Genomic DNA, 12,014 nt, shown 5'->3' on the forward strand with positions numbered 1-12,014 from the left:
GGTTCCCCCTCCCACCGGGAGGGGCAGTTATTACTGATTCAACAGCGCCAGAATGTCCTTCGTTCGGGCTTCCATCAGCGCGGTGTCCGCACGGGACTCCACGTTCAGGCGCACCACCGGCTCGGTGTTGGACGAACGCAGGTTAAAGCGCCACTGCGGGAACGCCATGCTGATGCCGTCGGTACGATCAATTTCCAGCGCGTGAATCGCAAAGTGCTGCTCCACGCGGGCAATCGCCTCGGCCGGCTGCGCCAGCTTGCTGTTGATCTCCCCGCTCGCCGGGAACGCCGCCATACGGTCGCGCACCAGTTCGCCCAGGGTCTGCCCCTTCAGGCACAGCAGCTCGGTGACCAGCAGCCACGGGATCATTCCGCTGTCGCAGTAGGCAAAGTCCCGGAAGTAGTGGTGGGCGCTCATCTCGCCGCCGTAGATGGCGTCTTCTTCGCGCATGCGCTCCTTGATGAAGGCGTGGCCGGTTTTGGACATCACCGGCGTGCCGCCTGCGGCAGACACCACGTCGACGGTGTTCCAGGACAGGCGCGGGTCATGAATGATTTTCGCGCCCGGGTTTTTCTCGAGGAACGCTTCTGCCAGCAGGCCGACAATGTAGTAGCCCTCGATGAACTGCCCTTTCTCGTCGAACAGGAAGCAGCGGTCGAAATCACCGTCAAAGGCGATACCCATGTCCGCGCCGTGCTCAATCACCGCGTTGCGAGTGTCGTCGCGGCACTCCGGCAGCAGCGGGTTAGGAATACCGTTCGGGAAGTTGCCGTCCGGGGTGTTATGCACTTTCACGAAGGTCACCGGCACGTTCAGGGCCTTAAAGCGCGCCTCCAGGGCATCGACAACCGGGCCGGCCGCGCCGTTGCCGGAGTTAATCACCAGCTTCAGCGGCTTCAGGTTTGCCACGTTGATGTAGCCCAGCAGGTGGTCGATGTACTCTTTCTGCAGGTTGATTTTTTTGTAGCTGCCGCGCTTCGCCTCGTTCACCGGCGGGAAATCGTTGGCTTCCGCCAGGCGCTGCACGTCGCGCAGGCCGGTGTCGCCGCTGATCGGGCGGGCGCCCTTGCGCACCAGCTTCATGCCGTTGTAGTCCATCGGGTTGTGGCTTGCCGTCACTTCAATACCGCCGTCCACGCCCAGGTGGAAGGTGGCAAAGTAAATCTCTTCGGTTCCGGAAAGACCGATGTCCAGCACGTCCACGCCCGCATCCTGCAGCCCTTTCGCCAGAGCCAGTTTCAGGGAAACGCTTGTCAGACGCACGTCGCCGCCCAGCACGATGGTCTGCGGTTTTAAATATTCGCCGTACGCACGACCAATGCGCCACGCAATGTCTTCATTCAGCTCTTCGCCCAGCTTGCCGCGAATATCGTAGGCTTTAAAACAGGTTAATTTTTCCATGATGACCCCTTTTTCAGGCAACAGTCGGTCCTGACCACTCAATGGCCAAATTGATTTTTTTGTCATTCGTAGGCCCGGTAAGCGCAGCGCCACCGGGCATGATACTGAGGGCTACACCCGTCCGTAGCGGTCCTGGAAGCGCACGATATCGTCCTCTTCCAGATACGAACCGGAGCGCACCTCAATTAAGTCGAGAGGAATTTTCCCCGGGTTTTCCAGACAGTGCGTCGCCCCCAGCGGAATATAAATGGACTCGTTTTCACCCAGCAGTTTGACTTCACCGTCGATCGTGACTTTGGCGGTACCCGCGACCACCACCCAGTGCTCGGCGCGGTGATGGTGCATCTGCACCGACAGCCCCTCGCCCGGCTTCACGGTGATGCGTTTCACCTGATAACGGTCGCCTGCGTCAATGGAGTCATATTTCCCCCACGGACGGTAGACTTCGCGATGAATGTGGTGCTCGTGACGGCCATCCGCCTTGATCTTCTCCACCACTTTTTTAACGTCCTGCACGGCGTTACGGTCGGCAATCAGCACGGCGTCTTTGGTCTGGACAACCACCAGATCCTTCACCCCGACCGTGGTCACCAGGCCAGACTCGGCGTAGACGTAGCTGTTTTCCGTTTTGTGGCTAATGACATCGCCGTGATGGACGTTACCCTCCGGGGTATGGGCGCTGATCTCCCACAGGGAGGACCAGGAACCGACATCGCTCCAGCCCGCATCCATCGGTACCACAACGGCATCTGCCGTGCGTTCCATCACCGCATAGTCAATGGACTCTTCCGGACAGGCGAGGAAGGCTTCTTCATCCACGCGGATAAAGTCGAGATCCGGGTCCACCACCGCCATCGCTTTCTCGCAGGCTTGCAGAATATCCGGACGATATTTGCTCAGCTCTTCCAGATAGCGTCCGGCGCGGAACAGGAACATCCCACTGTTCCAGTAATATTCCCCGCTGGCGACATACGCCTGCGCGGTTTCAAGATTGGGTTTTTCAACGAACTGCGCCACGTCAAACGCCACGCTGTCGCCTTCACCCGGCGTCACGTTGCCGCGACGGATGTAGCCGTAGCCGGTTTCCGGCAGATCCGGCACGATACCGAAGGTCACCAGCTTGCCGCTCTCAGCGTAAGGAATGGCCGCACGCACTGCGTCACGGAAGGCCTCTTCCTGCTGGATCACGTGGTCTGCCGCCAGCACCAGCATCAGCGGGTCACAATCCGGGCTGCTGCGTTTTGCTGCCAGCGCCGCCAGGGCAATAGCCGGTGCGGTATTGCGTCCGGCAGGCTCCAGGATGATATTTTCTGTGAGTTTGTTCAGCTGGCGCAGCTGCTCGGCAACGATAAAGCGGTGCTGTTCGTTACAGATCACCACCGGGCTTTCACACTCCACGCCGTGGAGACGGTTTACCGTCGTCTGCAGCATGGTGAGATCCCCTTTCAGGCAGAGGAACTGTTTTGGATAGAGCACGCGGGACAGCGGCCACAACCGGCTACCAGAGCCACCAGCCATCACAACCGGATACAAAGTGGTTTGACTCATGATTTATCCCCGTATATCTGCAATAAATTGGCTCAGCACGTTCTCTTTCTCGAGCGTGCGTTCGGCATATTCACGTGCCACCGTGTTCATTTTTGGCATGGCAAGTGCCTGTTCAATGCCAGTGACCAGCGCCGGGACCGATTCCGGCTCTACGCACACGGCAATCCCCGGATAGCTGTCACACAGCTGGCCTAATTCAGTTTCGGCTTCGGCCGTAATCACCGCGTTACCGCCCACTGCCAGAATGTTGGTCAGCTTGGACGGCAGCACCGCATCCGCCGCGCCGCGCTTTTGCACCACCAGATGGCAGTCACCCATCTTCAGCAGCGCAGGCAATGCCTCGTAAGACTGAAGCGGGAAGAATTTCACGTTGGTCAGGCCGCGTTCGCTGACCATTTTTTCCAGCCGCGCTTTTCCACCCCCCTGCCCGACTATCACAAACATCCATGGATGTTCGTTCAGCAGTTGAGCCGCCTCGATCACGCTCTCCAGCCCCTGCTTTTCGCCGATGTTGCCTGAGTAAAGAATGATTTTTTGATCTTCAGGCAAACCGAGCTGCGCGCGCAGCGCCTGAGCGTCTTGCTCAGTCACGTCGCGAAAACGCGCCACTTCGGACCAGTTCGGGAAGAAGATCACCTTCTCCGCCGGGACGCCTTTCTCCTGCGCCTTGTTCATCATCGAGCGCGAGATCGTCGAGACGTAATCCACGTTGTGTAAGCCACTGCGCTCAAACGCGCTGGCGAGCTTCGCCACCTTGCCGCCTTTGCTTTTGCCTGCCATCCCCAGGCCCAGCATGGCGTCCACTTCATAATCCTGAATGTGCAGCAGGGTGCGCGCGCCGGAGAGTTTGCCCAGCAGACGCATGCCCGGCGTGCAAAACAGCGTCGGCACCACGCCGATGATGCGATCCGGCTTCCAGCGACGCTGCGCCATCAGCGGGAAGAAACTACTCAGAGCAAAGCTGCCGAGATGAATCAACCGTTTAAGCGTTGAGGGCTGCTTAGGCACATACAGCGGACAGCGCCAGACGGTCGCTGCCCCCTCTTCGCGACGGTAGCGCCAGCTTGAGTAGCGCTCCCCCACTTTCCATTCCGGGTAGTACGGCGGCGCGGTAATGACCCGCACGTCATGTCCCTGGCTCGCCATCCACTCGACCATCTCGCCGGTGTATTTCCCGATACCGGTTAGCTCCGGCGAGTAGTTGATTCCGTATACGAGGATCTTCATAAGCCCGGCACCCCGGACTGACGTTCAGCGAGGAAATAGGCGCGACTGTTGTCATGCACATTGTCGCTCGCCAGCAGCGCCTCTGGCATCTGCCAGCGGTAGTCGTCGTGCTGAGAATCAGGCAGACGCAGGTCTGCCTCACTCACCTTCAGGCGGAACCCCAGCACGATGTAGTGCGTGGTGAACCCGGTGCCTGAAAAGTTATCGTCATAGAAGTGCTGCCAGACCCCGTAAAACTGGCCCGCTGCCATCGGCAGCTGCAGACCCAGTTCCGCCAGAGTGAGACGCTCAAACGCATCGGTAAGCGTCTCATCCTTTTGCACGCGCCCACCGGGCACGAACCAGAAGCCCTGCGCAGGACGGTTGGTTCGTTTCCCCAGCAAGAACTCGCCGCGTTCGTTCTCCACGATCAAATCAATCGAGATGAGCGGAGTGGAACGCACCACCGTGGCAAAATCTTCCTGACTTAAAAACATCATTACCCCCGGAAGCGGTGCTGGTTTTCCAGGAACCACTGATAGGTGCTTGCCAGCCCCTGTTCCAGTGACACCTCGTGATACCAGCCCAGCTGATGCAGACGGGTCACGTCCAGCAGTTTGCGCGGCGTGCCGTCCGGTTTCGTGGCATCAAACACCACGCGGCCTTTGTAGCCCACCACCTGCGCGATGGTCTGCGCCAGCTCGCGAATGGTGCAGTCCACGCCGGTGCCCACGTTGATGTGCGACAACATCGGCTCGGTGTTCTCCTGCCACACTTCGCGATCCAGCTCCATCACGTGAATGCTGGCCGCAGCCATGTCGTCCACGTGCAGGAATTCACGCATCGGCGTACCGCTGCCCCACACCACCACATCCGGCGCGTTCTCGGCGGTTGCCTCGTGGAAACGACGCAGCAGCGCCGGGATCACGTGCGAGTTGCTCGGATGGAAGTTGTCGTGCGGTCCGTACAGGTTGGTCGGCATCACCGAGCGATAGTCGCGGTTGTACTGACGGTTGTAGGACTCGCACAGCTTGATCCCGGCAATCTTGGCAATGGCGTACGGCTCGTTGGTGGCTTCCAGGGTACCCTGCAGCAGCTCGCTTTCGGCGATCGGCTGTTTCGCCATTTTCGGGTAAATACAGGATGAGCCGAGGAACAGCAGCTTGTTCACGTTGTGCAGATGCGCCGCGTGAATGATGTTGCTCTCAATCATCATGTTTTCGTAGATGAAATCCGCCGGGTAGGTGTTGTTGGCAACAATGCCGCCCACCTTCGCCGCCGCCAGATACACCTGGTCAATGCGTTCGTTAGCAAAGAAGTCCTGTACCGCACGGCTGTCGAGCAGGTTAAGCTCGTCGCGCGTGCGGACAACTACCTCAACGTCACCACGCTGTTCGAGCTGGCGAACAATCGCGGAACCCACCATTCCGCGATGACCGGCGACAAAAATACGTTGTTTTGTCATTCTCAGGACTCCAGCGCGATGGCAACCTCGTAGCCATGAGACTTGAGCAGAGAGTGTTTTTTCGCTGCTTCAAGATCTTTGGCTACCATCTCGGAAACCATCTCCTGCAGAGTGGTTTCTGGTTTCCAGCCCAGCTTCTCGTGCGCTTTGGTTGGGTCGCCCAGCAGGGTTTCCACTTCAGCAGGACGGAAGTAGCGCGGGTCAACCTGCACAATCACGTCGCCTGGCTTCACGCCCGGTGCGTCATGGCCGGTCACGGAAACCACGATGCCCTTCTCTTCCACGCCGGTGCCTTCGAAGCGCAGCTTGATGCCCAGCTGCGCAGCAGCCATTTCAACGAACTGACGAACGGAGTACTGCACGCCGGTGGCGATCACGAAGTCTTCTGGCTGTTCCTGCTGCAGCATCATCCACTGCATTTTCACGTAGTCTTTGGCATGGCCCCAGTCACGCAGGGAGTCCATGTTGCCGAGGTGCAGGCACGATTCCAGACCCTGCGCGATGTTGGCGATAGCGCGGGTGATTTTGCGGGTCACGAAGGTTTCGCCGCGACGTGGAGATTCGTGGTTGAACAGAATGCCGTTACAGGCGTACATGCCGTAGGATTCACGGTAGTTCACGGTGATCCAGTAAGCGTACAGTTTCGCTACCGCGTACGGAGAGCGCGGATAGAATGGCGTGGTCTCTTTCTGTGGAATTTCCTGCACCAGACCGTACAGCTCAGAGGTGGATGCCTGGTAGAAACGGGTTTTCTTCTCAAGGCCGAGGAAGCGAATCGCTTCCAGCAGACGCAGCGTACCCATGGCGTCCACGTCAGCGGTGTATTCCGGAGACTCGAAGGAGACCGCAACGTGGCTCATCGCGCCCAGGTTGTAGACTTCATCCGGCTGCACTTCCTGCAGGATACGGGTCAGGTTGGAGGTATCGGTCAGGTCGCCGTAGTGCAGATGGAATTTCGGGTTCGCCGCGTGAGGATCCTGATAAATATGATCGACACGTTCGGTGTTGAAAGAAGACGCACGACGTTTAATACCGTGTACTTCATAACCTTTTTCCAGCAGTAACTCTGCCAGGTAAGAACCATCCTGCCCGGTAACGCCGGTGATGAGAGCGACTTTAGACATGTTTTATTCCTCTACTTATGAATTTAATCAGAGCCGTTAAGTAGGCTATCTTTTTTGTCATTTTGAACGTGGGCTGTGCTCGAAATCCTCACGTACCTAAGTACGTTCCGGTTTCTCCGCGCAGTCCGTGTTCAAACTGCCTGCAACGATTACGCCTACTTAACAAGGCTCTTCGTTTCAACGCGTTCGCGTATCACCACTGCGGGGTTGCCACGACAAATTTTATTTGCCGGTAGCGATTTAAAAACGCTGCTGCGGGCACCAACGACCGTGCCATCGCCAACAGAAACACCCGGTGCAACAAAAACATCCGTTGCCAGCCAGCATTTTTCGCCAATCACAATAGGCGAAGCGGTAATATCAAAATGCTGACTCATAAAGTCATGACTGCCGGTGCACAAATAACATTTCTGTGAAACCACCGAATTTGCGCCAATCGTAATCTCGCCCAGGGTATATAACACCGCGTCATCCCCTACCCAGGCGTAATCCCCAAGCGTTAATTTCCAGGGGTAGGTAATTTTCACCGAGGGCCGAATGACTACGTTTTTTCCTATTTTTGCGCCAAACAGACGCAATAAAAATGCTCGCCAGCGGTACAGTATTTGTGGTGACCAGGCAAATAAGGTGGCCTGAACGGCCCACCATAACTGCACTTTAATACCGCCCGCCCCCCGAAAACCTTTCGGTACGGAGAAACCCTTCAGATCCTGCATTACGTTTCCTTATATTCAGGCTTTGTTATATAAGGCTTTCGTTTTACTCGTGGTGCGCACGCGTAAAAAATAAGATAATTCCGCCCAGAACCCCGGCACGCGTAATATTTTACGCTGCACGTTTTTGGCATCCTGGCACAATTCCAGATTATTCGAGGTTGACACGCCACCCATTGAAAATTCAGATACCAGCCCTTTAATTCGGCGGAACGGGTAACCTGACTTATAGAGACTGGCGGCCAGCGCATAATCGGAAGACACTTTATACTGCAAATCGTAAGGCTGTTTTTTCAGACCTTTTACCGGAAAGAAAATGGCCTGATGGCTGGCGGGTAAACTGTGATAGATATACCAGCCAGGCTTCGCGCTGCGGCACACTTTATGTCCGTCGCCAAAATCGAGCAGCGCATCGCCAATATACATGGCGTCCTCTTTCTGGCGCGCCAGTTGACGGGCAAACAGCGCCACGTCATCATGGAAAATATCACCCGAATTCAGAAAGATGGCATAACGGCCCTGCGCCATATTGATGCCTTTGTTCATCGCATCGTAGATGCCTTTATCTTTCTCGCTGATGTAGCGTAAGTTGAACTCACCGTTGAGTTTTTCCAGAAACTCCGCCGTGCCATCGTTCGAGCCGCCGTCGACCACAATCCACTCAAAGGTGAGGCTTGGATCGCGCGCCAGGTTGCGCAGCGAGCGCCAGGTTTTTACCACCCCTTCGTAATTACGAAAAGCGACAGTAATGACGCTAAGAAACATAAATCACCTCATTTCGTCATACGTTCGTAATATTAAGCGCTTTGCGCAGAATAAACGGACAGACAATCAAGAAAGCATATTCCGGACTAAATATTGACCCGGTAAAAAACAGCGACACCGGCGTAAACAGATAAAGCTGCACGCGAAAGTTCTGGTTATCCCCGAACGCGTTAATCATCATTTTGAAAACTTTAAACAGATACCACAGCGTCAACAGTACGGCGAACCACGAAAAATAAATAATTAACAGATACAGACCATTGTCTATGGTTTTACCGACATCCGCACCGTTAAAGATTCCGAATGATGCAACATATTCGTAAAGTGAGCCGAATCTTACTACACCATCTATATGGGTTAAGGAATAACCCACCATCACCAGCGGTCCAATGATGCGATAATAGGACGATGAGCCTTCCGTTCCCAAATCACCCAGTCGTTCTGAGATGTATGGGAAGGCAAATATCACGCCCACCATAAATACCGTCAGGGAGATAATCGCCAGCGGCAGTTTTTTCTTAATCGCATCTTTGTTCAGGTACTGAAACGCCCATTCCAGCAGGTAAAACAGGATAAATGTCATTACCCCTGAGAACGATCCAGACAGAACGATTCCTGCAAGAATCATAGCATCGGTCTTAGGCGTTTTGATACCAAACTGTTTGATGCTGAGCCAAATTGAGATTAACGCCAAAGCGAAAAACGCCGGTTCAAAATAGAGGGCCGTGGTACGCTTACCGCCGAACTTGATGAAGTTCAAAACATAGCTGTTGCTGTAAATGAGATATTTCGAAATTATCTCCATCAGGCTGCTGCCGCCGGTAAGAATAATTTGCGCCATCTCCATGGCAGCAAGCATAACAATTAACGCAACGGCAATATAAAAGAACCTGAGGATTTTCCGATAATTGTGCGGAGAAATCGTTTTGAAGCGAATACTCCAGACCATTCCGATAATAATAACGATATAAACAAACAGCATGGTCGAGGTGACGTATTTACTGGCATCCAGCGACTGGCCAAAGATGTAGTTAAACAGCGTCAGGCCCGTACCCAACCCTAAGGCAATCATCAGCTTCTTCAGGTTAATTTTATCGACATACAGCAGAAGCAGAACGGGCAAGAAGGTGACGATAGTTATCGGAAAGCTTTCGCCGAGCTGGGCAATTTTGACGTTGACCAGCAGATAGATCAGCGGCAGCAGCAGATAACTACAGATTCTGATAGAACGAGACATACTCCTCCAGCATCTGTTGCCCACTGTAGGCCTTGCGGCTGCGGTTGCGGAACGATTCCAGGTCAGTGCCAAAAACAGCCTGAGCGATCTGCGCCTTCGGCAGCTGCACCAGCGGCAGGACCTCCTGCTCGGCAAAAGTTTTCCCACCCGATTTTTCCAGCACTTCGCGTGCCGCATCGCTGTGGGTGGCAATCACCGGCACGCCGATGGAGAGCGCTTCACAGAGGATCAGCGGGTAGTTATCCACGCGGGAGCTGAATACCAGCGCATCCATTTCATTCAGCGCGCTCATCAGCTTGCGCTTATCAGTTTCAAACCCGTGGTTCACCACGTTAGCCCCTTCGAACGGTGAAAATTTGCCGAAGGTATGGAGCTCAATTTTGTCACCCAGCGCCATCATGTCGCGCACCAGCTGCTGGTTGGTTTTCCCGTCGTAACGCAAGTCATGCGCAACGATAGCGATCTTCGGTTTGCCCTCGGTTTCTGCCACCGGCGTCAGCTCGGCGAGAATGGCTTCCGTCGCCACGTCGATGCCGTTGTTAATAATCTGGCAGCGCCCTGCCCCGTACAGACTGTTGAAGGCATCGGCCACGTGCTGGCTCGGGGAGATAAACGTGCAGCCGAGCGAGAGCATGTCGCGGAAAAGCTGGCGCTTGCCGGCCACCAGCGTGTGCGCGCGATCCACCTTCACCGGCGGATAGTTGCTCAGCGTCGGGCATTTCTGGCAATTGTTTTTCCAGCCTTCGCAGCCGTCGGTAAACGCGCAGCGCCCGGTTACGCTCCAGTGATCGTGCAGCGTCCAGACGAAGCGGGTGTCGGGCTTGTGGGCCTGCACCTTCTGACAGAACGCCACCACCTCTTCAAGATTTAGCCAGTAGCTGTGCAACACGTGAAAATGCAGCACAACCGGGCCGGTAGTGCGGGTCACCGTGCGATAAAGCGTATTCAGGTTGCCAAACAGATCGCGGTTAAACAGACGGAACAACGCGATATTGGCAATCGAGGTCAGGCGCGGCGTGTGCTTATGCACCTGCGGGAAGTTATCGTGACTGACGCTTTTCTTGCCGCCCTTGCCATAACCATAAATAAAACGAGACTGAAGTCCTTTTTGCAGCGCGCGCTGGTGCAGATCCAGCGCCACCCCTGCCGCTCCGCCTTCTGCGAGGCGTACGTTAAATTGCAAAATATTCATTTAATCACCTTCACGCGGGCTTTTTCTCCCACCACCAGCGCGTTATCCGGAATGGTGTCCAGCACCACGCTGCCCGCACCAATCGTGACGTTGTTACCAATCGTAATGTCACCAATGATCACCACGTTCGCGCCCAGCTCGACGTTATTGCCAATGACCGGGCAGGCCAGGCTGTCTGGCCCACGGTTGCCAATGGTCACCCCATGGCGGATGGTGAAATCATCCCCGGCGACCACGAACTTGTTGATCACCACCGCATAGCCGTGATGGATGGTAAAGCGGCGGCCAATGGTGGCCGCGGCCTGAATTTCATAGCCAAAAAAGCATTCGGTGATGATGCGATACAGCACCAGCACGGGTGCCGCCCAGATGTTGTTCAGGACATTTTTCTTACGCCACACCGAGCAAAAGTGCGCGATGCGGTACGCCAGAACCATGCAGCACGGACGCAGGCTCCAGCTGTTAGCGCGGCAATCTTCCAGAAACATTATTTCCCCCGAAGTCCATCAGCCAGGCGCTTGCCGTTACGAACGGACAACAGCGTCAGCAGCGTGCGCCAGTTCATGCGCTTATTGCGGATCTGATAGAGGGTAAAAAGCTGATATTTACGGCTGGCACGGTCAAACTTGTCCTTGTGCTTGCGGTAAAAATGGAAGTAGCCCGAGAATTTTTTCGGCGAGGAGGTAATTTGCATCTCCCCGTGATTGATGTGCAGGATCTGCGTGGCCTCTTCGACCTTCCACGGCTCGCCGTATTCCACCACCATGCGCAGAAAGATATCGTAATCCTGCGCAGCCTTCAGTTCGGTATCGAACAGGCACTCTTTGAAGCGCCACGCCCAGGTAAAGACCTGGTTACCAATGATGTTGCGCTTGTAGAACAGGCGGCGAGAGTACGGTGATTTCGGATAGAGCGGCAGGCTGGCAGGCTGCGAGTACACCTCGCCCTGACAGACATAGTCGTTGGCATACAGGAACGCGTGCGTGACCAGCTGCTCTTTATGCGACAGGAAGACAGACAGGCGGTTCGGCGTCCATTCGTCGTCGTCGTCGATGCCGGTCAGATACTGCCCTTTGGCCTGCATAATCGCCTGGTTACGCACAGCACAGGCGCCGGAGTTAATGGCGTTATGTGTATAAACCACCCGCGGGTCGTTGAGGTCAGTCACAAATTTTTGCAGCTGTTCATACGAGGAAGAGCAGTCATCCACGATGATCAGCTCCCAGTTATCGTAATCCTGACGTAACACCGACTTGATTGCGCGGATCGCCAGCTGCTGACGATTCCATGTCGGCATATAGATAGAAATCAAAGGGCGTTGTGTGGTCATTTTTTCCCCTCACCCCGGCCCTCTCCCCAAAGG

Annotated in this window: 12 protein-coding genes; all 12 read right to left on the bottom strand. The window is 55.4% G+C overall.

Annotated elements, in window-relative coordinates:
* Positions 1-30: 30 nt before the first annotated feature.
* The 12 genes from cpsG to wcaA all read right to left on the bottom strand — a co-directional run bounded on the left by cpsG (position 31) and on the right by wcaA (position 11,981).
* Complete coding sequence (cpsG, locus tag ABFV38_RS14500; RefSeq protein ID WP_235403184.1) at positions 31-1,401, bottom strand: colanic acid biosynthesis phosphomannomutase CpsG; 1,371 nt, start codon at positions 1,399-1,401, stop codon at positions 31-33.
* Between the two features lie 111 nt (positions 1,402-1,512).
* On the bottom strand, positions 1,513-2,949 hold the full coding sequence (gene cpsB, locus ABFV38_RS14505) for a mannose-1-phosphate guanyltransferase (RefSeq protein ID WP_045908620.1): 1,437 nt from the start codon (positions 2,947-2,949) through the stop codon (positions 1,513-1,515).
* 3 nt (positions 2,950-2,952) lie between these two features.
* Entirely contained in the window at positions 2,953-4,176 is a 1,224-nt protein-coding gene (gene wcaI / locus ABFV38_RS14510) for a colanic acid biosynthesis fucosyltransferase WcaI (RefSeq protein WP_048028326.1), read from the bottom strand.
* The gene (locus ABFV38_RS14515; protein WP_348959425.1) at positions 4,173-4,652 is read right to left on the bottom strand and encodes a GDP-mannose mannosyl hydrolase; all 480 of its coding nucleotides are present in this window, start codon (positions 4,650-4,652) and stop codon (positions 4,173-4,175) included. The genes wcaI and ABFV38_RS14515 overlap by 4 nt, the downstream gene beginning before the upstream one ends.
* A 2-nt stretch (positions 4,653-4,654) precedes the next feature.
* Complete coding sequence (locus ABFV38_RS14520; protein WP_013097874.1) at positions 4,655-5,620, bottom strand: GDP-L-fucose synthase; 966 nt, start codon at positions 5,618-5,620, stop codon at positions 4,655-4,657.
* Positions 5,621-5,622: 2 nt separating this feature from the next.
* Positions 5,623-6,744 carry a GDP-mannose 4,6-dehydratase gene (gene gmd / locus ABFV38_RS14525; RefSeq protein ID WP_003863514.1) on the bottom strand — a complete coding sequence of 374 codons (1,122 nt, stop codon included), beginning with the start codon at positions 6,742-6,744 and terminating at the stop codon, positions 5,623-5,625.
* Between the two features lie 155 nt (positions 6,745-6,899).
* Positions 6,900-7,460, bottom strand: coding sequence for a colanic acid biosynthesis acetyltransferase WcaF (gene wcaF / locus ABFV38_RS14530; RefSeq protein ID WP_348957466.1), 561 nt, complete (start codon positions 7,458-7,460; stop codon positions 6,900-6,902).
* Positions 7,461-7,475: 15 nt separating this feature from the next.
* Positions 7,476-8,222 (bottom strand): colanic acid biosynthesis glycosyltransferase WcaE, encoded by a 747-nt coding sequence (wcaE, locus tag ABFV38_RS14535; RefSeq protein ID WP_008499420.1) that lies wholly within the window; start codon positions 8,220-8,222, stop codon positions 7,476-7,478.
* Between the two features lie 16 nt (positions 8,223-8,238).
* Complete coding sequence (gene wcaD / locus ABFV38_RS14540) at positions 8,239-9,459, bottom strand: colanic acid polymerase WcaD (protein WP_045908624.1); 1,221 nt, start codon at positions 9,457-9,459, stop codon at positions 8,239-8,241.
* Positions 9,434-10,651, bottom strand: a complete 1,218-nt coding sequence (gene wcaC / locus ABFV38_RS14545) for a colanic acid biosynthesis glycosyltransferase WcaC (protein WP_348957467.1) — start codon at positions 10,649-10,651, stop codon at positions 9,434-9,436. Before wcaC ends, wcaD begins: the two co-directional genes overlap by 26 nt.
* Entirely contained in the window at positions 10,648-11,139 is a 492-nt protein-coding gene (gene wcaB, locus ABFV38_RS14550; protein WP_039025009.1) for a colanic acid biosynthesis acetyltransferase WcaB, read from the bottom strand. The genes wcaC and wcaB overlap by 4 nt, the downstream gene beginning before the upstream one ends.
* Entirely contained in the window at positions 11,139-11,981 is an 843-nt protein-coding gene (gene wcaA / locus ABFV38_RS14555) for a colanic acid biosynthesis glycosyltransferase WcaA (protein ID WP_045908626.1), read from the bottom strand. The genes wcaB and wcaA overlap by 1 nt, the downstream gene beginning before the upstream one ends.
* Positions 11,982-12,014 lie beyond the last annotated feature (33 nt).

It is taken from the genome of Enterobacter cloacae complex sp. Mu1197, from assembly GCF_040059225.1.
In the GTDB taxonomy this organism is placed as follows: domain Bacteria; phylum Pseudomonadota; class Gammaproteobacteria; order Enterobacterales; family Enterobacteriaceae; genus Enterobacter; species Enterobacter quasiroggenkampii.

What these genes read in the sequence shown, in the direction of transcription:
- cpsG (WP_235403184.1), bottom strand. Translation starts at nt 1,401, where the DNA reads ATGGAAAAATTAACCTGTTTTAAAGCCTACGATATTCGCGGCAAGCTG.
- cpsB (WP_045908620.1), bottom strand. Translation starts at nt 2,949, where the DNA reads ATGAGTCAAACCACTTTGTATCCGGTTGTGATGGCTGGTGGCTCTGGT.
- wcaI (WP_048028326.1), bottom strand. Translation starts at nt 4,176, where the DNA reads ATGAAGATCCTCGTATACGGAATCAACTACTCGCCGGAGCTAACCGGT.
- ABFV38_RS14515 (WP_348959425.1), bottom strand. Translation starts at nt 4,652, where the DNA reads ATGTTTTTAAGTCAGGAAGATTTTGCCACGGTGGTGCGTTCCACTCCG.
- ABFV38_RS14520 (WP_013097874.1), bottom strand. Translation starts at nt 5,620, where the DNA reads ATGACAAAACAACGTATTTTTGTCGCCGGTCATCGCGGAATGGTGGGT.
- gmd (WP_003863514.1), bottom strand. Translation starts at nt 6,744, where the DNA reads ATGTCTAAAGTCGCTCTCATCACCGGCGTTACCGGGCAGGATGGTTCT.
- wcaF (WP_348957466.1), bottom strand. Translation starts at nt 7,460, where the DNA reads ATGCAGGATCTGAAGGGTTTCTCCGTACCGAAAGGTTTTCGGGGGGCG.
- wcaE (WP_008499420.1), bottom strand. Translation starts at nt 8,222, where the DNA reads ATGTTTCTTAGCGTCATTACTGTCGCTTTTCGTAATTACGAAGGGGTG.
- wcaD (WP_045908624.1), bottom strand. Translation starts at nt 9,459, where the DNA reads ATGTCTCGTTCTATCAGAATCTGTAGTTATCTGCTGCTGCCGCTGATC.
- wcaC (WP_348957467.1), bottom strand. Translation starts at nt 10,651, where the DNA reads ATGAATATTTTGCAATTTAACGTACGCCTCGCAGAAGGCGGAGCGGCA.
- wcaB (WP_039025009.1), bottom strand. Translation starts at nt 11,139, where the DNA reads ATGTTTCTGGAAGATTGCCGCGCTAACAGCTGGAGCCTGCGTCCGTGC.
- wcaA (WP_045908626.1), bottom strand. Translation starts at nt 11,981, where the DNA reads ATGACCACACAACGCCCTTTGATTTCTATCTATATGCCGACATGGAAT.